At 71.3% G+C, this 18,468-nt stretch carries 17 protein-coding genes; 6 read left to right on the forward strand and 11 right to left on the reverse strand.

All coding sequences use genetic code 11. The features are described 5' to 3' along the window. Positions 1 to 308 precede the first annotated feature (308 nt). From dxs to IF46_RS0117115, 3 genes are all read right to left on the reverse strand, one after another. A complete protein-coding gene (gene dxs / locus IF46_RS0117105; RefSeq protein ID WP_030489354.1) occupies positions 309 to 2,255 on the reverse strand; it encodes a 1-deoxy-D-xylulose-5-phosphate synthase in 1,947 nt (648 codons plus the stop codon). Positions 2,256 to 2,444: 189 nt separating this feature from the next. After that, positions 2,445 to 3,683 (reverse strand): class I SAM-dependent RNA methyltransferase, encoded by a 1,239-nt coding sequence (locus IF46_RS0117110; RefSeq protein WP_030489355.1) that lies wholly within the window; start codon positions 3,681 to 3,683, stop codon positions 2,445 to 2,447. 67 nt (positions 3,684 to 3,750) lie between these two features. Beyond that, positions 3,751 to 5,817, reverse strand: coding sequence for an APC family permease (locus IF46_RS0117115; RefSeq protein ID WP_030489356.1), 2,067 nt, complete (start codon positions 5,815 to 5,817; stop codon positions 3,751 to 3,753). Positions 5,818 to 5,980: 163 nt separating this feature from the next. Here IF46_RS0117115 and IF46_RS0117120 point away from each other — a divergent pair, with 163 nt between their 5' ends. After that, on the forward strand, positions 5,981 to 6,646 hold the full coding sequence (locus IF46_RS0117120) for a potassium channel family protein (RefSeq protein WP_030489357.1): 666 nt from the start codon (positions 5,981 to 5,983) through the stop codon (positions 6,644 to 6,646). Between the two features lie 3 nt (positions 6,647 to 6,649). Further along, positions 6,650 to 7,339, forward strand: coding sequence for a potassium channel family protein (locus tag IF46_RS0117125; RefSeq protein ID WP_030489358.1), 690 nt, complete (start codon positions 6,650 to 6,652; stop codon positions 7,337 to 7,339). Between the two features lie 42 nt (positions 7,340 to 7,381). On the opposite strand, the gene IF46_RS0117130 is transcribed toward IF46_RS0117125, so the two are convergent. The 4 genes from IF46_RS0117130 to dut all read right to left on the reverse strand — a co-directional run bounded on the left by IF46_RS0117130 (position 7,382) and on the right by dut (position 9,811). Continuing rightward, complete coding sequence (locus IF46_RS0117130; RefSeq protein WP_030489359.1) at positions 7,382 to 8,065, reverse strand: DUF3159 domain-containing protein; 684 nt, start codon at positions 8,063 to 8,065, stop codon at positions 7,382 to 7,384. A gap of 25 nt (positions 8,066 to 8,090) precedes the next feature. After that, positions 8,091 to 8,471, reverse strand: coding sequence for an OB-fold nucleic acid binding domain-containing protein (locus IF46_RS0117135; protein WP_030489360.1), 381 nt, complete (start codon positions 8,469 to 8,471; stop codon positions 8,091 to 8,093). A 115-nt stretch (positions 8,472 to 8,586) separates the two neighbouring features. Next, positions 8,587 to 9,249: a DUF3710 domain-containing protein gene (locus IF46_RS0117140; RefSeq protein WP_030489361.1), complete on the reverse strand. Its 663-nt coding sequence runs from the start codon at positions 9,247 to 9,249 to the stop codon at positions 8,587 to 8,589. 25 nt (positions 9,250 to 9,274) lie between these two features. Next, entirely contained in the window at positions 9,275 to 9,811 is a 537-nt protein-coding gene (gene dut, locus IF46_RS0117145) for a dUTP diphosphatase (protein ID WP_030489362.1), read from the reverse strand. An 84-nt stretch (positions 9,812 to 9,895) separates the two neighbouring features. Here dut and IF46_RS0117150 point away from each other — a divergent pair, with 84 nt between their 5' ends. Then, positions 9,896 to 10,429 (forward strand): DUF3093 domain-containing protein, encoded by a 534-nt coding sequence (locus IF46_RS0117150; protein WP_420063575.1) that lies wholly within the window; start codon positions 9,896 to 9,898, stop codon positions 10,427 to 10,429. Between the two features lie 20 nt (positions 10,430 to 10,449). Here IF46_RS0117150 and IF46_RS0117155 read toward each other — a convergent pair whose 3' ends face one another. Both IF46_RS0117155 and IF46_RS0117160 read right to left on the reverse strand, forming a co-directional pair. Further along, positions 10,450 to 11,277: a hypothetical protein gene (locus tag IF46_RS0117155; RefSeq protein ID WP_030489364.1), complete on the reverse strand. Its 828-nt coding sequence runs from the start codon at positions 11,275 to 11,277 to the stop codon at positions 10,450 to 10,452. A gap of 116 nt (positions 11,278 to 11,393) precedes the next feature. Continuing rightward, complete coding sequence (locus tag IF46_RS0117160; RefSeq protein ID WP_007075406.1) at positions 11,394 to 11,690, reverse strand: DUF4193 domain-containing protein; 297 nt, start codon at positions 11,688 to 11,690, stop codon at positions 11,394 to 11,396. A 433-nt stretch (positions 11,691 to 12,123) separates the two neighbouring features. Here IF46_RS0117160 and IF46_RS0117165 point away from each other — a divergent pair, with 433 nt between their 5' ends. Continuing rightward, complete coding sequence (locus IF46_RS0117165) at positions 12,124 to 12,639, forward strand: LytR C-terminal domain-containing protein (protein ID WP_030489365.1); 516 nt, start codon at positions 12,124 to 12,126, stop codon at positions 12,637 to 12,639. An 86-nt stretch (positions 12,640 to 12,725) separates the two neighbouring features. Here IF46_RS0117165 and IF46_RS0117170 read toward each other — a convergent pair whose 3' ends face one another. Then, entirely contained in the window at positions 12,726 to 13,544 is an 819-nt protein-coding gene (locus IF46_RS0117170; RefSeq protein ID WP_030489366.1) for an inositol monophosphatase family protein, read from the reverse strand. A 663-nt stretch (positions 13,545 to 14,207) separates the two neighbouring features. Between IF46_RS0117170 and IF46_RS0117175 the strand changes: the two genes are divergently transcribed. Continuing rightward, positions 14,208 to 15,803 carry an RNA polymerase sigma factor gene (locus IF46_RS0117175; RefSeq protein ID WP_030489367.1) on the forward strand — a complete coding sequence of 532 codons (1,596 nt, stop codon included), beginning with the start codon at positions 14,208 to 14,210 and terminating at the stop codon, positions 15,801 to 15,803. A 245-nt stretch (positions 15,804 to 16,048) separates the two neighbouring features. After that, positions 16,049 to 16,282: a DUF7455 domain-containing protein gene (locus tag IF46_RS0117180; protein WP_030489368.1), complete on the forward strand. Its 234-nt coding sequence runs from the start codon at positions 16,049 to 16,051 to the stop codon at positions 16,280 to 16,282. 336 nt (positions 16,283 to 16,618) lie between these two features. On the opposite strand, the gene IF46_RS0117185 is transcribed toward IF46_RS0117180, so the two are convergent. Beyond that, positions 16,619 to 18,352 carry a DEAD/DEAH box helicase gene (locus IF46_RS0117185; protein WP_030489369.1) on the reverse strand — a complete coding sequence of 578 codons (1,734 nt, stop codon included), beginning with the start codon at positions 18,350 to 18,352 and terminating at the stop codon, positions 16,619 to 16,621. Between the last annotated feature and the right edge of the window lie 116 nt (positions 18,353 to 18,468).

The following is an 18,468-nucleotide window of genomic DNA, read 5'->3' on the forward strand; positions in this document are numbered from 1 at the left end:
CGCGCATCGCCTGGGCGAGCGCGTCGCCCACCCCGCCGATCTTGCACTTTCTGCGCCGACAAATCGGGGCTCAAGGCGCATTACACCAACCGAAACTGCAAGATCAACGGGGCAAAGCGGCGGGATAAGCCCCCGCACCGCACCTAGACCCGGTCGATCATGGAGTTGTGGTGCCCCACAAAAGGCACAACTCGCCAAATCACGCCCACCATAAGTCCTTGATCGACGAGGGCGGGCGGGGCGAGGGCGGGTGGGTATGGATGCGCGACGGCGGGCGTCCCGAGGGGCGCCCGCCGTCGTTCGTTTCGTTAGTTCTGTGCGGCCGCGTCGCTGGGGGTGAGGCGGTCCGGGGTGGCGTCCAGGCCGGAGATCCAGCCGGTGACGTTGCGAGCCACATCCTGGGCGGTCAGGCCCAGATCGGCGAGGATCTGCGCACGGGTGCCGTGCGGGTGCCAGTCGGCAGGCACACCCAGGTCCTTGAGCGGCACCCGGACGTCGGCGTCGCGCATCGCCTGGGCGAGCGCGTCGCCCACCCCGCCGACCCGGACGCCGTCCTCGACGCTGACCACCAGCCGGTGGCGGGCGGCCAGCTCGACCAGCTCGGCCGGGACCGGACGCACCCAGCGGGGGTCGACGACGGTGACCCCGTAGCCCTGCTCAGCGACCCGGGCGGCCACCTCCATGCCCAACTGGCCGAAGGAGCCGATGGCGACGAGCAGCACGTCGGTACGGGCGGACTCGGCCAGCACGTCGACAGTGCCGACCCGGCGCAGCGCCGGCAGGTCCGCGGCGACCGCGCCGGTCGGGAAACGCACCACGGTCGGGCCGTTGTCGACGGCAACCGCCTCGCGCAGCTCCTCGCGAAGCGTGGCGGCGTCGCGGGGGGCGGCGATCCGCAGCCCGGGCACCACCCCGAAGACCGACATATCCCAGATGCCGTAGTGGCTGGGCCCATCCGGGCCGGTGATGCCCGCCCGGTCCAGTACGAAGGTCACCGGCAGCTTGTGCATCGCCACGTCCAGCAGGACCTGGTCGAAGGCGCGGTTGAGGAAGGTGGCGTAGACCGCGACCACCGGGTGCAGGCCGCCGAGCGCCAACCCGGCCGCCGAGGTGGCGGCGTGCTGCTCGGCGATGCCCACGTCGTACACCCGCTCGGGGTACTTGCGGGCCAGCTTGGCGATGCCGGTCGGCTCGGCCATCGCGGCCGTGATGCCCACCACGTCCGGGCGCTCGTCGGCGACGGCCAGCAGCTCGTCGGCGAAGACGTGCGTCCACTTCACCGACGGGGCGGCGAGCAGCGCCCCGGTCTCGACGTCGAAGGCGCTGCCCGGGCCGTGCAGGCAGTCCGCCTCGTCCTCCTCGGCGGGACGGTAGCCGTAGCCCTTGCGGGTGACCGCGTGCACGATGACCGGGCCGCCGAAGTTCTTCGCCGCGCGCAGCGCCGCCTCGACCGCCACCACGTCGTGCCCGTCCACCGGGCCCACGTACTTGATGCCGAGGTCCTCGAACATGGCCTGCGGGGCGACCGCGTCCTTGATGCCCTTCTTGACCGCGTGCAGCACCTCGTACATCGGCTTGCCGACCAGCGGCGTGGAGCCGAGGGCGTCCTTGACGGTGTCGAGGACCTTCTCGTAGCCGGGGTTGAGCCGCAGCGAGGAGAGGTGGTCGGCCAGCCCACCGATGGTGGGCGAGTAGGAACGGCCGTTGTCGTTGACCACGATCACCAACGAGTTACCGGCGGTGGCGATGTTGTTCAGCGCCTCCCAGCACATGCCGCCGGTCAGCGCGCCGTCACCGACCACCGCCACGACGCTGCGCGCCTCGCCCCGCAGGGCGTACGCCTTGGCGAGGCCATCGGCGTAGGACAGCGCGGTGGAGGCGTGCGAGTTCTCGATGAGGTCGTGCTCGCTCTCCGCCTGGCTGGGGTAGCCGGAGAGGCCACCGCGCTGGCGGAGCTTGTCGAAGCCGGCCTGACGGCCGGTAATGATCTTGTGTACGTACGCCTGGTGGCCGGTGTCGAACAGGAGCCGGTCCCGGGGGGAGTCGAAGACGCGATGCATGGCGAGCGTCAGCTCGACCACACCGAGGTTGGGCCCGACGTGCCCGCCGGTGCGGGAGACCTTGGTGATCAGGAAGTCCCGGATCTCGGCGGCGAGGACGTCCAGTTCCTCGCCGGACATCCGCTTGACGTCCTGCGGACCGCGAACCGTCCCCAGCAGCCGGCCGTGGTTGGCCGTGTCCTCTTCAACACTCATGACCGGAGAGTCTATCGGCCGCGTGGTACTCCGCAGCCCGGGCCGAGCGCCGCGGGCCCGGGCTGCGCCGGGAGCCGGTAGCTGAGCACCCGGTCAGGCACCGGCCAGCGGTACCCGGGCGACCATCGACACACCTGGTCAGGCCCGGGTACGCGCGGCGGGTGAAGCCGATCACCGACGCGCTGTGTTCTACCGCTCGTCGGGCGGGAGCAGCAGCCCGACCTGCTCGACGTGCTGCGTCATGGGGAAGAGGTCGAAGGCCCGGAGTACGGCCAGCCGCCAACCAAGCTCGGCGAAGGTGCGCACGTCCCGGGCGAAGGCGGCCGGGTCACAGGCCACGTACGCGACCGCCCGTGGGCCGGCGGCGACGATGTCCCGCACCACCTGGGCGCCCGCGCCGGAGCGCGGTGGGTCGAGCACCACCACGTCGACCGGGCCGGTGATCCGTCGGCGGGTCAGCGCGGTCTCCACCCGGGCGGCGACCACCTCGATCTGGGGCAGGTCGGCCAGGTTGGCCCGGGCCGCGTCCACCCCGTCCCGGCTCGATTCGACAAGGGTGATCCGGGCATCGCCGACCCGGCCGGCGAGGGCCGCGGCGAACAGCCCGGCTCCGCCGTAGAGGTCCCAGGCGGTCTCACCCGGCTGCGGGTCCAGCAACTCCAGCACCGCCGTGCAGAGGGTGTCCGCCGCGGCCGGGTGCACCTGCCAGAACGCCGACGCGGGCAGCTCCCAGTCCCGTCCGGCGGCGACCTCGCGGACCTGGGTCGGTCCGCTGACCGGGGTGGGCACCCCGTCGCGGACCTCCGTGACGCTCACGTCCCCGCCGGTGCTGGCGATGGTCTCCACCGCCTCGGCGGCCGGCCAGAGCGCACCGGTGGGGGTGAGCACCGGCAGCTGCTGGATGGCCGGGTGGGCGATCCGGCACCTGTCGATCGGCACCACCTCGTGTGAGCGGTGCTTGAGCAGGCCGGCCCGGTCCGCCGCGTCCACCGCGTAACGGACCCGGGAACGCCAGCCGAGCAGCCCGCCGGGCAGCGCCTCGACCCGGACGCCGAGCCGGTCCAGCTCGACGTCGGTCAGCCCACCGAGACGGACCAGCTGTTCGCGCACCACGGCGGTCTTCCAGGCCAACTGCGCGTCCGGGGCGACGTGCTGCAGGTCGCACCCGCCGCAGGCGCCTGGCTTCGCGTACGGGCAGGGCGGCTCGACCCGGTCCGGAGAGGCTTCCAGCACGGTTACCGCGTCGGCTCGGACGAACCCCCGGTGCACCTCGGTGACCTCGGCGACGACCCGTTCGCCGGGCAGCGCGTGCCGGACGAAGACCACCTGCCCGTCCACCCGAGCGACACAGTGCCCGCCGGGGGCGACCGCGTCGACGGTCAGCTCGACCCGGTCCGCCTCGGCCAGGCCCCCCTCGAAGGCCGGCACCGCCAAGGCCGACGTCGATGATGACGCCGGTCGCAGCCGGGGGGTGACGGTCTGCTGTCCGCCTGGATCAGTCACGAGCGTTCCCCGCCCTGCCGCTGTCCGCGGGGCCGCCCTCGCCGGGCGGCGCGGAGGCTACCGGTGGCACGGCGCTGCGCGGCCCCCGCGCCGGTGTCCGGGACAGCGCGGCGTCCAGCCGGTCCAGATTCTTGCTCGCGGTCGACGCGAGCTGCCATGGCACGCTCACCACCATTACCCCCGGTTCGAAGAGCAGCCGGCCCTTGAGGCGCAGGGCGCTCTGGTTGTGTAGCAGGTTCTCCCACCAGCGCCCGACGACGTACTCCGGAATGAACACGGTGACCACGTCCCGGGGTGACTTGCGGCGGGTGGAGGCGACGAAGTCGAGGATCGGACGGGTGATCTCCCGGTACGGCGAGTCGATCACGGTGAGCGGGATGGCCATCTCCCGTCGCTCCCAGTCGGCCTGCAGGTCGCGGGTGTCCTTCTCGTCCACGTTGACGGTCACGGCGGTAAGCGTGTCCGGTCGGGTGGCGCGGGCGTACGCGATGGCCCGCAGCGTCGGCTGGTGCAGCTTGCTGACCAGCACGATCGCGTGGTTGCGGGCGGGCAGCACGGCCCGGCTCTCGGCCGGCGGGGTCAGCTCGACGGCGATCCGGTCGTAGTGCCGGCGGATCCCCAGCATCAGCACGTAGATCACCGCCATCGCGGCGATCGCGATCCAGGCGCCGAGCAGGAACTTGGTGATCAGGACGATCACCAGCACCGTGCCCGTGAGGCCCGCCCCGAACGTGTTGATCGCCCGGGAGCGGTACATCCGGCGACGTGCCTCCGGATCCCGCTCGGTGCGCAGGTGCCGGTTCCAGTGCCGGATCATGCCGGCCTGGGAGACGGTGAACGAGACGAAGACGCCGACGATGTAGAGCTGGATCAGCCTCGTCACCTCGGCCTGGAAGCCGACGATCAGCACGATCGCGAAGAGGGCGAGGAAGGTGATGCCGTTGGAGAAGGCCAGCCGGTCGCCCCGGGTGTGGAACTGGCGGGGCAGGTAGCGGTCCTGGGCAAGGATCGAGCCGAGCACCGGGAAGCCGTTGAACGCGGTGTTCGCGGCCAGGAACAGGATCAGGGCGGTCACGCCGGCCAGCACGTAGAGCAGGATCGACCCGGAGCCGAAGACCGTCTCACCGAGCTGGGTGGTGACCGTCTTCTGCACGTACCCCTCGGGGCCGGAGACGATCTGCAGGCCCGGATCCTCGACGAACTGCAGGTGGGTCAGCCGGGCCAGCCAGATGATCCCGACCAGCATGCTCACCGAGATGGTGCCGAGCAGCAGCAGGGTGGTGGCGGCATTGCGGCTCTTCGGCGCCTTGAACGCCGGCACGCCGTTGGAGATCGCCTCCACGCCGGTCAGCGCGGCGGCGCCCGAGCTGAACGTCCGCAGCAGCAGGAAGACCAGCGCGAAGCCGGTCACGCTGTGCTCGGCCTGGATCACCAGGTCGGCGCTCGGCGCGCGGAGTTCGTCGCCCAACACGAAGACCCGGAACAGCCCGGTGAGCAGCATCCCGAGCATCACGATCACGAAGCCGTAGGTGGGGATGGCGAACGCCGTGCCCGACTCACGCAGCCCGCGCAGGTTGACCGCGGTCAACAGGACCACCGCGCTCACCGCGATCAGGACCTTGTGGGTGGCCACGAACGGCACCACCGAGCCGAGGTTGGCCACCCCGGAGGAGACCGACACCGCCACCGTGAGCACGTAGTCGACAAGCAACGCGCTGGCCACCCCGACGCCGAACTTCGGCCCCAGGTTGACCGTGGCCACCTCGTAGTCGCCACCGCCGGAGGGGTAGGCGTGCACGTTCTGCCGGTAGCTCGCCACCACGGTGAGCATGACCACGACCACGGCCAGCGCGATCCAGGGCGAGAACAGGAACGCCGAAGCGCCAGCGATGGAGAGGGTCAGCAGGATCTCGTCAGGCGCGTACGCGACGCTGGACAGCGCGTCGGAGGCGAAGACGGGCAGCGCGATGCGCTTGGGCAGGAGGGTGTGCTGAAGGCGGTCGGACCGGAACGGTCGACCGAGGAGGAGTCGCTTCAGCAGCGAGGTGGGACTGGCCACGAACGCCAAGAGTACGACCACCCCGGCGGGAGCGCCGGGGTGGGCGATCACCGCCGTCCGACGCGACGGGGTACGGTCGGTCCCCGCTCACCACCGGGACGTGGCAGGCTCGCAGTCAGAAGGCCACCGGCAGCGGGACCGGTACGCACTTGGGAGGGACAGCGTGCACGTCGTGATCATGGGGTGTGGTCGGGTCGGGTCGACCCTCGCCCACAGCCTGGAATCCCGAGGGCACTCGGTGGCGGTGATCGACCAGGACGCCGACGCCTTCCGCCGGCTCAGCCCCGACTTCGCCGGGATCACCGTCACCGGGGCCGGTTTCGACGGCGAGGTGCTCCGGCAGGCCGGCATCGAGCGCGCGGACGCCTTCGCGGCGGTGTCGAGCGGCGACAACTCCAACATCATCTCGGCCCGGCTGGCCCGCGAGACGTTCGGCGTGTCCCGGGTCGCCGCCCGCATCTACGACCAACGGCGAGCGCAGGTCTACGAGCGGCTGGGCATCCCCACCGTGGCGACCGTGCGATGGACCGCCGACCGGATGCTGCGACACCTGGTGCCGGAGGGCAACGTGGAGATCTTCCGCGACCCCACGAGCACCGTGTCGATCGTCGAGGTGCCGGTGCACAAGGACTGGATCGGCCGGCCGGTGCGAACGCTTGAGGACGCGGCCGGGGCTCGGGTGGCCTATCTGATCCGCTTCGGCATCGGCACGCTGCCCACCGGCTCCACCGTCGTGCAGGAGGGCGACCAGGTGTTCATGCTGGTCAGCGACGACATCGTGGCGACGGTCACGTCGGTGGCGGCGACGCCGCCGGAAGGAGGGCACTGAGCCATGCGGGTCGCCATCGCGGGCGCGGGCAACGTGGGCCGCTCGATCGCCCAGGAGCTGATCGACAACGGCCACCAGGTGATGCTCATCGAACGCCAACCCAAGATGCTGCGCCCGGACCGGGTGCCGGCCGCCGACTGGGTGCTGGCCGACGCCTGCGAGCTGAGCAGCCTGGAGGAGGCCAACATCGCCGGGTGCGACGTGGTGGTCGCGGCGACCGGCGACGACAAGACCAACCTGGTGCTGTCGTTGTTGGCCAAGACCGAGTTCGCGGTGCCCCGGGTGGTCGCCCGGGTCAACCGGGCCGAGAACGAATGGCTCTTCACCGAACAGTGGGGCGTGGACGTCGCGGTGAGCAAGCCGCGGGTGATGGCCGCGCTCGTCGAGGAGGCGGTCACCGTCGGCGACCTGGTTCGGCTGATGACCTTCCGACAGGGCGAGGCGAACCTGGTCGAGATCACCCTGCCGCCGACCGCCCCCTACGTCGGTCAGCCCATCCACGCCGTACCGCTGCCCCGAGACGCCGCGTTGGTGGCGATCCTGCGCGGCAAGCGGGTCCTCGTGCCCAGCCCGGACGACCCGATCGAGGCCGGCGACGAGCTGATCTTCGTCTGCACCGCAGAGGTGGAGGACGCGGTCCGCGCGGTGATCCTCGGGCCGGACAGCGTCGAACGGACCCGCAGCTCACGCTGAGCCAACGGGCGCCGCTGAGCTGACCGGCGGCGCTCCTGGCGTTCAGGCGCCGGGCAGCGGCGTCGGTTGCGACTCCCGGGTGACCCGGCGCACCGTCCAGACCGTGATCAGCAGCAGCAGCGCGTACGGCGGGTAGCCCAGCGCCAGCCGAGCCACGCCCAGCGCGGTGTCCTGGTGGGCCAGGTAGAGCCCGGCCTGCACGCCCACCTTGGCCAGCCAGACCACGCCCCAGAGCACGGTCAGCTGGGTGAAGACGCGCACCAGCTTCGGGTCGTCCCGCCACTCCGAACGGCCCTTGGCCACCAACACCGACCAGATCCAGCCCACCAGCGGCTGCCGGATCGCAGCCGAGATCAGCAGGGCGATGCCGTATCCGATGCCGTAGAGGATGCCGGGGAGGTAGAAGTCACGCTCGTCGCCGGTGCGCCACGCGATGGCCGCGCCGATGCCGACCCCGAACAGCCCGTTGACGGCGTGCCGGATCGGCCGGCGCTGAGCCAGCCGTAGCCCGGCGATCAGCACGGCGACGGAGACCGAGGCGATCACCGCGGGCTTCAGCTCGCCGATGATGTTGGCGAGGACGAAGACCACGACCGGGATGCTGGACTCGACCAGCCCGCGCCAGCCGCCGAGCTGGTCGGCCATCTGCTCGGCGATCGTCGGCAGACGCTCCTCGTCCTGAGGGCCGACCTCCGGCTGTGCCGCCCGGTCCTGTCCCGTCGTCATCGCCGGCCTTCCGTCCGCAGTGCCGTCACTTGGGCGAGTCCAGCTCGTAGTAGGGGTTGTAGATGACCTTGCGGTCGTCGCGCACCGCCACCCGGCCACGGGCGGTCAGGTGCCGGCCCGGCTCGATTCCGGCGATGTGCCGTCGACCCAGCCAGACGAGGGTGACCACGTCACTGCCGTCGTACAGGTCGGCCTCGAGGGTGGGTAGGTTGGTCCGCGGGGTGTAGACCACCGTGCGCAGCCGCCCGGCCACCGAGACGAGCTGACCTCGGGAGCACTGCTGGGCGGGGATACCGCCGCACTCGGCGCTCTCCCGACGCAGCTCCTGCGCGTCTATCTCGGCCTCGCTGGCGGTGAACCGTTGCAGGATGCGCCGCAGCGACACCCGGCTCTCGTCGGTCGTCATGACCTCCGCGTCACCCTCTCCACGCTCGCCGTCCCCGCCCCGGCCCCGGCGACGCCGGAACCGTGCCGCCAGCGTACGCCGACGGGGCTGGTTCCGGCGGGCCGGTGCGCGCTGGTCAGACCTGGCGCGGCTCGGCGGCGGCGTCGCCCGCCTCGGCGTCGGCCTGGTCGGCGATCTCCCGGGGCAGCCTCAGCGGCAGCGGCTCGCGGACCGGCTTCGCCTCCTGCCCCCGGTCGACCACCAGGCCGTCCAGGCACTCCACGAGCGGCCCGGCCACGGCCGGATCGACGGCAACCGGGCCCTGGAACACGCCGCGGACCATCCAGCGCGGCCCGTCGATTCCGACGAACCGCAGATTCGTCGGGCCGTCCGGGGTACGCACCTGGGCGTGCAGCTCCGGGCCGTACTCGCCGGCGACCTCCTGCGCGCTCGCGCCGTCGCGGAGCAGCGACTGCCGGATCTCCTCGCGCACCTCGTCCCAGATCCCCTCGGACCGGGGGGCGGCAAAAACGCCCAACTGGAGCGCGTTGTCGCCATGCACCAGCACCACCTGCTGGACCACACCCTGCGGGTCGGCCTGCACCCGCACCTCGACGTCGGCGATCGCCGGGATGTGCAGGCTGCCCAGGTCGAGCCGCTGCACGTCGTCGTAGCTCTCGGAGATGTCGTACGGGCCGCGCTCCAGCGTCGGCGTCGCATCGCCCTGGTCCGGAACCGGGGTGGCCCGCTCGTCACGGGTCTGCCGCTCGGCATCGGCCCGCTTTCGGGAGAAGATCACTGCGCCTGCCCTTCGCTGTTCACACTCACCCTGCCACCTCTTCCGTCTGCCCGCGGCCCGGCTCGTTCGGCCGCTGCTCGACCCGGTCCTGACTCGTCGACGACGACACCAGCCCGGCGTGCCCACCGGTGGACCCGTGCCCACCGGTCCCGCGCCGGGACGCGGGCAGCTCGACCACCGGCTCGAACCGAGCCCGTGCGACCTGCTGGACCACGAGCTGCGCGATCCGGTCGCCGCGGGAGATCTTCGCCGGCACATCCCGATCATGGTTGATCAGGTTGACCAGGATCTCACCCCGGTAGCCGGCGTCGACCGTACCGGGCGCGTTGAGCACCGTCACGCCGAGCCTGGCCGCCAGACCGGAGCGGGGGTGGACCAGACCCACGTACCCCTCCGGCAGGGCGATGGCAACGCCGGTGGGCACCAGGGCACGTCCGCCGGGCGGCAGCTCCACATCCGCGGCCGCCACCAGGTCGGCCCCGGCGTCGCCGGGATGGGCGTACGTCGGCAGCGGCAGCTCAGGGTCGAGCAGCTGTACGGGCACGGGTACGACGTCGGTCACAGGTCCCCTCTTCCGTCCGGTTCTCGGGGTGACCCTGCCATCCTGCCGGTTCGTCGAGCCGCCGTGCGCCGTACCCTCGCAGGAGTGAGCATGTCGCCCTCCCCGTCCGCCGATCAGCCGCCGGTCGCCGCCCGCTCGGCGTACACCGAGCGGTTGGATCTGCCCTGGTGGCTGTGGCTGGGCGGGCTGGTGGCCGCCGCGCTGCTGGCCGTCGAGATCTGGATGGGTGCCGACGGCGTCCGCGCCTGGCTGCCGTTCGCCGTGCTGTTGCCGCTCGCCGCGGTCGGGTTGTGGTGGCTGGGCCGGATCCGGGTCGGGGTGACCGACGCCGAGCTACGGGTGGACGACGCCCGCCTGCCGGTGCGTTTCGTGGCCGACGTGGTGCCGCTGGACGCGGCCGGCCGACGTGAGGTGCTCGGGGTTGGCGCGGACCCGCTCGCCTTCGTGGTGCAGCGACCGTGGATCGGTGGCGCCGTGCAGGTGATCCTCGACGACCCCGCGGATCCGACCCCGTTCTGGGTGGTGAGCACGCGGCACCCGGTCGAGCTGGCTGAGGCGGTGTTGGCCGCGCGGGCCGCTCTGGCGGTGTCCGGTCCAACGGCCGGCGAGCCGGGCTGACCCGACGGCCGTAGGCCCGCTCAGGTGCCGGTCGGCGGGCCCGGCAGGGCCGCCGGTGGCGCGGGCCGGGCGATGCCCCGCCGACGCAGGTCGACCTGAAGCTGGTCGGCCATCTGCTGGGTGGCCCGGCGGTTGAGGAAGCTGGCCACCGCCGCGCCGGTCAGGAACGGCCCGAGCGTGGTGAGGTTGCGACCGAAACGCCGCAGCAGCATGTCCCGCAGTTCCTTGCGGGCGGCGGTGCCGAGCACCGCTCCCACTCCCACGCCGGGGACCATCGGGTTGACGCCGCGCTGCGTGGCCCAGGAGTGCACCAGCGCGACCGCCCGTTGGCTGCCACCGGCCGGTAGGGCCACGCCGTGGATCTCGTGCAGCTCACCAACCAGTTTCAGCTCCACCGCCACCACGGCCACCGTCTCGGCGGCGAGCAGCACCGGCGCGGAGAGCAGGGTCGGGGCCACCGCCCACTCGACGGCGGCGACACCCCCACCGGCCGCGCCGATCGCGGCGGTGGTCCGGGACGCGTTGCGGATGAGCCGATCGGCCAGGGCGACGTCGTCCAGACCGGGGAAGTGCCGGCGCAGCGTGTCCAGGTCCCGTACCGGCACGTGCGGAGCGACCTCGGCGACGGTGTCGACCATCCAGCGCACGGCGGAGCGGGGCTTGAACAGGTCGGAGATGCCCCGAGCACGGGCCTGTCCGACCATCCGGGTCAGCAGTTGGCGGCGTCGGGCCGGCTCGATGTCGTCCGCGGTCAACGCCGCGACGGTGGCACCGAGGTCTTCCGTGCCGCCACTGGCGGCACCGAGGTCATCCGTGCCGCCGCCGGTGGTGTCGCCTCGATCGCTCATCGGACCTCCCGGTGCTGTGGCTACCCGTTACGAGTCAAGCAGGTACCCACCGCCGGCGCATGCCTACACCAGCAGCGGCGGCCCCGTTCAGGAGGCCGCCGCCGATGTCGTGATTGTCAGACGCACTCGCGGCAGATCAGCTCGCCGTTACGCTCGACTGCCAGCTGGCTACGGTGGTGGACCAGGAAGCAGCGGGCGCATCGGAACTCGTCCTGCTGCATCGGAAGCACCTTGACCGTGAGCTCCTCGTCGGCCAGATCGGCACCGGGCAGCTCAAAGCTCTCGGCCACCTCGGCCTCGTCGACGTCCACCGCGCCCGACTGTGAGTCGACGCGCCGTGCCTTGAGCTCTTCCAGGCTGTCCTCGCCGAGGTCGACCTCGTCGCGACGCGGGGCGTCGTAGTCGGTGGCCATCGGTTTCACTCTCCCATATCGATGTTGTCGCTTCCGGTTGTAACGCCGGACGACGCTGTTTCGGTTCCGCTGGCCGGCCACCACTTGTGTCGGGCACCCGACCCGAGGACCGAACGGGCCGAGCTCGCTGGGGCGACTCCCCTGCGAGCGCGGAACCTTACCCCCCCTTAGGCGAGGCATGTATACCGCCCTTGCGGCTGAGATGTACGCCCCCGCACGCGAAGTTGTTCCCAATGTGATTCAGGCGACACGAAGATAGGGGTAGTAGTACCTGGTTCGTGGTCGGCGCGCCGGCATGTCGGGCTGTTTCCACGCGACGGCCGGACAACCGTTAACCTCAGCGGCGTATTCGACGGCCGGCGGCCTGAGCGATCGCTCCTGGCCGTCACCACCCACCTGAGGTCCGGGGAGTGCCCTGATGAGTTTTGCGCGCGTGCGAGCACTCGTCGTCGTCGGCCTGCTGGCGGTCATCGCCCTGGTCTTCGTCGTCGTGGCCGTGGTCCGCGACAGCCAGGGCAACGCCGGCACCACGGCGGGTTGCCCCGAGGGCTGGCCGCTGGCGGACCTGACCCTGCGCGAGCGCAAGGACGTCAAGATCAACGTGTTCAATGCCACGGACCGGCCCGGACTCGCCCACACCGTCGGCGACGAGTTCCGCAACCGGCAGTTCCAGGTCGCGAAGACCGGGAACGAGAAGAAGCAGGTCGACAGCGTCGCGGTGCTGCGCTTCGGCCCGAAGGGCGTCGGTTCCGCGCACCTGCTCCAGGCGTACTTCCTCGGCGACGCGGTGGAGGGCTACGACGCGAAGCGCGCCGACGACACCGTGGACGTGGTGTTGGGCAACAACTTCCAGCAGCTCGCCACCACGACCGAGGTCAACCAGTCGCTCGGCGACTCGGGGCCGGCGAAAGCACCCCCGAACTCCTGCCCGTCCCCGCCCGCCAAGTGACGGCGTAGCCGGCCCGCCGCACTGCGGGCCAGCCGGTCACACGCCGGCCCGGTCAGCCTGATCACCCGCCGACCGGGGCCGGCCGGTCACGGGCCGCCGGCGGCGTCCAGCGCGGCCAACCGGTCGTGCAGTGGCACGAAGAGCGCAGGCGGGGCCGCGACCACCAGATCCGGCCCCGGCGGTCGACCAGCCAGTCCGGCTACCCGCACCCCCGCCTCGGCGGCCACCAGCCCGCCCGCCGCCAGGTCCCAGGCCGCAAGACCCTTCTCGAAGTACGCGTCGAGCCGCCCCTCCGCGACCAGGCAGAGGTCCAGCGCCGCGGCGCCGAGCCGGCGGATGTCCCGGACGTGTGCGATCAGCCCGGCCACCACCTGCGCCTGGTGCGCCCGGCGGCCAGCGTCGTAGCCGAAGCCGGTGCCGACCAGCGCCTGCCCCAGGTCGACCTCGGCGGAGCAGCGCAGCCGGACACCATCGCGCCAGGCACCGCCGCCGGCCGTGGCGGTCCATTCCTCGCCGGTGTTCACGTTGCGCACCACGCCGGCGACCACCACCCCGTCCACCTCGGCGGCCAGCGAGACCGCGGAGTACGGCAGCCCGTACAGGTAGTTCACCGTGCCGTCGATCGGGTCGACGATCCACCGCACCCCGCTACGGGCCGCACCGGAGGCGCCCTCGCCGTACTCCTCGCCGAGTACCGAGTCGTCCGGGCGCAGCACGGCCAGCGCGTCGAGAATCTGCCGCTCGACCGCCCGGTCGGCGGCGGTGACCACGTCGGTGACGGTGCTCTTGGTCGCGGCGACGACGACCCCCTCGGCGCGCATCCGGTACGCGGTGTCCGCCGCGTCCCGAGCCACCCCGACCGCGATCGTGAGTAGCTCCCGTGGCGTCGTTGCCGAATTGGTCATGGTTCGCCTCTTTCCGCTCCGGGTGCATGTGGGCAGGTGGGAACTACCGCCCCGGCCGCAAAGATCATCGTTCCCGACGCCGCCCCACGGCACCAGACCAGGATCTTCGGCGCGACACTCGCCAGGAGTGGGCACGCCGGCAACCATTTGCGCATCTTCAGCGGCCAAGCTTGGCGAATATGCCCCTTTAGGTTGGTAATGTCGCTTAAGTGCCTACCGCTCTGCCGACGCGCGGCTCACAGTCGTTGCCCAACCGCGACCTGGTGAGGACGCCACCGGCCGGACCACCAATGACCTTGGTGATCCACACCCGTGCCCCCGCAACCGCGACGCTGACTCGATATTGGCTGCTCAAAGGCCACTTCGGGGGTGATCTGCTCGCCCCCGGGCTCGCCGACCGAAGCCCTTCGCCAACCGCGCGGCTATCATTACCGCAAAGTTCACATCTCCGCCGCACTGACGGCCCCCACCGGCGGTACGCGGTGCGGAGCAGGATGATCGCCGTAGTCGGCGTTACAATTCACCCCTGCCCACGCGGCACGGACCGCCGACCACCGGCCGGACCGTGACACGAGGGTCCCTCAACCACCTCGCCCGGCACGGTAACCCTCGCTGCGCTGGACGAACCCGCCGTGCCCGCTCTTCGCCTCCGGAAGGTCATTCGTGACAGAACCCCGCCAGCCCGGCGCCGACGTTCGCTCGCTCACCGACACCCTGATCGCCCACGCGCAGAGCGCTGGCGGTCAGCTCACGTCGGCCCAGCTCGCGCGCACCGTCGAGACCGCCGAGGTGACTCCGGCCCAGGCCAAGAAGATTCTGCGGGCGCTCTCCGAGGCGGGCGTGACCGTCGTGGTGGACGGCTCGGCGAGCACCCGCCGCCGCGTCGCCGCGGCCCGCTCGACCACGCCAGCGTCCCGGGCGACCACCGCCAAGACCACCAAGAAGGCCGCCGCACCGGCCCCGAAGCAGGCGCCCGCCGCCGACGACGCCCCGTCGACGTCGGCCCCGCGCAAGGTGGCCGCCCGCAAGGCGACCGGCACCGCCGCCGAGGCGACGAAGGCGACCAGGTCGACCCGAGCCACCAAGGCGACGGTGGCCGCGGCCGCCGGCGCCAAGCCGACCAAGGCTGGCGGCAAGGCCAAGGGTGAGGGCGCCGAGGGAGAGATCGACCCGGAGGAGCTGGCCGCCGCGATCGAGGACGTGGTGGTCGAGGAGCCGGCCGAGCTGGCCCAGGCCGCCGAGACCGACGCCGCCGCCTCGGCGACCGACAACGACTTCGAATGGGACGACGAGGAGTCCGAGGCCCTCAAGCAGGCGCGACGCGACGCCGAGCTGACCGCCTCCGCCGACTCCGTCCGCGCGTACCTGAAGCAGATCGGCAAGGTTCCACTGCTCAACGCCGAGCAGGAGGTGGAGCTGGCCAAGCGGATCGAGGCCGGGCTCTACGCCGCCGAGCGGTTGCGGGCTGCCGACGAGGGCGAGGAGAAGCTCGTCCGGGACATGGTCCGTGACCTGGGCTGGATCTCGCGGGACGGCGAGCGGGCCAAGAACCACCTCCTGGAGGCGAACCTCCGACTGGTGGTGTCGCTGGCCAAGCGCTACACCGGCCGTGGCATGGCCTTCCTCGACCTGATCCAGGAGGGCAACCTCGGTCTGATCCGGGCCGTGGAGAAGTTCGACTACACCAAGGGCTACAAGTTCTCCACGTACGCCACCTGGTGGATCCGACAGGCCATCACCCGCGCCATGGCCGACCAGGCCCGCACCATCCGCATCCCGGTGCACATGGTCGAGGTCATCAACAAGCTTGGCCGCATACAGCGTGAGCTGCTCCAGGACCTGGGCCGCGAGCCCACCCCGGAGGAGCTGGCCAAGGAGATGGACATCACACCCGAGAAGGTGCTGGAGATCCAGCAGTACGCTCGGGAGCCCATCTCACTGGACCAGACCATCGGCGACGAGGGCGACAGCCAGCTCGGTGACTTCATCGAGGACTCCGAGGCCGTGGTCGCGGTCGACGCGGTCTCGTTCTCGCTCCTGCAGGACCAGCTCCAGCAGGTGCTGCAGACGCTCTCCGAGCGTGAGGCGGGTGTGGTACGCCTGCGCTTCGGCCTGACCGACGGCCAGCCGCGGACGCTGGACGAGATCGGCCAGGTCTACGGGGTGACCCGGGAGCGGATCCGGCAGATCGAGTCCAAGACGATGTCCAAGCTGCGTCACCCGTCCCGGTCGCAGGTTCTCAGGGATTACCTGGACTGAGTGGGTTTCGTCAACCGAACGTGTCGTTTTGATCACCTGGTGTGCAACACCAGATGGTGATCGTCCGGATGCACGAATGTGATCGTTGACGTGGCACCCTGGGTGCACGGCACACTGTCCCTTCCAGGTGTGACCTCGGTCCCCCGCGGGCACACAGGGAAGGCAGTGCCTAGTAAGGGTGTTGCACCATAGGTGAGCAACGACCGAAGAGATTGTTCATCGGTGACGACCAGAGGAGGAAGGCGATGACCCCGACCCTCACGCCGCCGCCCGTGACGGCGGCTCCCCCAGCCGCCGATGAACGGTGCGACCGCTGCAATGCTGCCGGGAAGCTCCGGATCACTCTGACGGGTGGGAGTGAGTTGGTGTTCTGCGGGCACCACGCGAACAAGTACGCGGAGGATCTCGTGAAGATCACCGAGCGGTTCGCAACGGAGCCCGATTTCAGCTGGCGTGGCGCCGATCTGATGGCGAACTAAATCCGCAAACCGACATAGTCGGCCGGAGGCACCCCGAGGGTGCCTCCGGCCGACTTTTTCTGTCCAACCGCCCTGCGCCCTGCGCCCTGCGCCCTGCGCCCTGCGCCCTGCGCCCTGCGCCCAAGATCGTGCTCGAACCAGGATGTAGTGGCCTCACCGCCGCGCCGATACCACTACATCGCGGATGTTGCGCGATCTTGGGCTCGGGACGCCCAACCCCGCCCGAGCCCGGTCAGCGCCGCCCACTCCGAGACCGCGTGCGTCGGACGGTGCCGGTGGGGTGAATGCGGCCGGGGCGCAAGCCGCTCACCGGCGGAGTGGCGTGGGGGTGGGGGTCTAGAGGGTCTGCACGGTGGCGATGCGTTCCTCTAGCTGCTCGATGGTGGCCTGGGCGCTGGGCGGGCCGCCGCAGAGCCGGCGCAACTCGGCATGGATCTTGCCGTGCGGCTGGCCGGTGCGGTGGTGTCGGGCAGCCACCAGGGCGTTCAGTTGGCGCCGGAGCGCCACGCGACGCTGGGCGGCGCTCATGGGTGCCGGCGGCGCTGCTGTGGTCGCAGCGGCCGGCTGAGCGGCCCCGTCGGCCGTACGACGGCGTTGGGCGGCGAGCTGTGCGGCCTGCCGCTTGGTCAACAGCAGCGAAACCTGGTCGGCGGTGAGCAGGCCGGGCAGGCCGAGGTACTCCTCTTCCTCGGGGGTGCCGGCCTGGGCAGCGGTGCCGAACGACGCGCCGTCGAAGATCACCTGGTCCAGCTCGGCGGTGGCCGAGAGCGCCAGGAACCGCTTCTCCAGCTCACCGCTGGCCTTGTCGTCGCGCTGCGCCCGTTCCAACAGGTCGTCGTCGAGCCCGTCGGAGTCCTTGGGTTTGCCGAGTACGTGGTCGCGCTCGGTCTCCATCTCGCTGGCCAGCCCGAGCAGGTGCGGCACGCTGGGCACGAAGACCGACGCGGTCTCACCGGGTCGGCGGGCCCGCACGAATCGGCCGATCGCCTGGGCGAAGTAGAGCGGCGTGCTGGCACTGGTGGCGTAGACCCCGACCGCCAGTCGCGGGATGTCGACCCCCTCGGACACCATCCGCACCGCAACCATCCAGCGCTGCTCGGACGCCGCGAACGTAGCGATCCGGGCGGACGCGCCCTGGTCGTCGGAGAGCACCACGGCGGCCTTCTCGCCGGTCACCTGCTCGATCAGCTTGGCGTACGAGCGGGCGGTCTGCTGGTCGGTGGCGATGATCAAGCCGCCGGCGTCGGCCATGCCCGCGTTGCGCAGCACGGTGAGTCGGGCATCGGCGGCCCGCAGCACCTGTGGCATCCAGTCCCCGGCCGGGTCGAGGGCGGTACGCCAGGCCTGCGCCACCAGATCCTGGGTCATCGGCTCGCCCAGTCGGGCGGCCAACTCATCCCCCGCGTTGGTACGCCAGCGGGTCTCCCCCGAGTACGCCAGGAAGAGCACCGGCCGCACCACCCCGTCGCGCAGCGCGTCGGAGTAGCCGTACACCGAGTCGGCGCGGGAGCGCAGCAGGCCGTCCCCGCCCCGCTCGTAGCTGACGAACGGGATGGGGTTGTCGTCGGAGCGGAACGGCGTCCCGGTGAGCATCAGCCGGCGTACGGCGGGCTCGAAGGCGTTCTTGACGCCGTCACCCCAGGATCGGGAGTCGCCGGCGTGGTGGATCTCGTCGAGGATGACCAGGGTGCGTCGGGTCATGGTGCGCCGCCGGTGCACCTGCGGAGCCATCCCCACCTGCGCGTAGGTGACGACCGCGCCGTGGAAGTCGGCCGCCGAGTGCAGGTCGGCGTTGCGGAACGCGGCGTCGAGTTGGATGCCCACCCGAGCGGCGGCCTCGGCCCACTGGTTCTTCAGGTGCTCGGTCGGCGCGACCACGGTGACCGCCTCGACGGTGCCGTCGGCGAGCAGCTCCGCCGCGATCCGCAGGGCGAAGGTGGTCTTGCCGGCGCCCGGCGTGGCGACCGCGGTGAAGTCCTCGGTACGGCGACGTAGGTACTCCACCAGCGCTTTGCGCTGCCAGGCGCGTAGTGCCGGGAACGTCTCGAGCACCGGCGTCCGGGCTGCCACGCGAAGCTCCTCTCCGACCGCACGATGGCGGACCCCGGGCGAGGGCCACGAGTATCCGCCGCCCATGAAAACGCCTCCGCGCAGAAGCTGCCGCGAAGGCCGACTCAGCATAACCA

This window comes from Micromonospora chokoriensis (genome assembly GCF_000718555.1).
In the GTDB taxonomy this organism is placed as follows: domain Bacteria; phylum Actinomycetota; class Actinomycetes; order Mycobacteriales; family Micromonosporaceae; genus Micromonospora; species Micromonospora chokoriensis_B.